At 73.4% G+C, this 473-nt stretch carries 1 protein-coding gene; it reads left to right on the plus strand.

What is annotated here, in order from left to right:
- Positions 1–63: 63 nt before the first annotated feature.
- Positions 64–473, plus strand: a 410-nt coding sequence (locus AC1DYK_RS35705; protein ID WP_478170569.1) for an N-acetyltransferase family protein, incomplete at its 3' end; no start/stop codon positions are given.

A 473-nucleotide genomic window follows, 5' to 3' on the forward strand; every position in this document is an offset into this window, starting at 1 on the left:
CCGTAGTGCGGGTGCGCGGCAGCCGGTGCAACCACGGGCTGATCCGCGCGCGTCCCTCCCCGCATGATCAGAACCGCCACACCCGACGATCTCGACGCCATCGTCCGGCTGCACACCGAGGCCCGCGCCACCTACTACCGGGGCCACCTCCCGGAGGAGGAGTACGCGGGCGCCGCCGAGGTCGGCCGCAGCCGCGACGGCTGGTCCCGCGCGATAGACCGCCCGGACGCCACCGTGCTCTGCGCCGAACGGGACGGGACCCTCGCCGGCGTCGCGGCCTTCGCCGTACGTGACGGCGTCATGCACCTCACCCAGCTCCATGTCTCCCCGTCCCACTGGCGTACGGGAATCGGCACCGAGCTCCACACCGCCTGCGGCGACGCCTGGCGGCAGGCCGGAGTGGACAGCGCCCGGCTGGAAGTCTTCGTGCACAACACCCGCGCCCGGTCCTTCTACGCCGACCGGGGCTGGAC

The sequence above is a fragment of the Variovorax sp. P2_H12 genome, assembly GCF_056403395.1.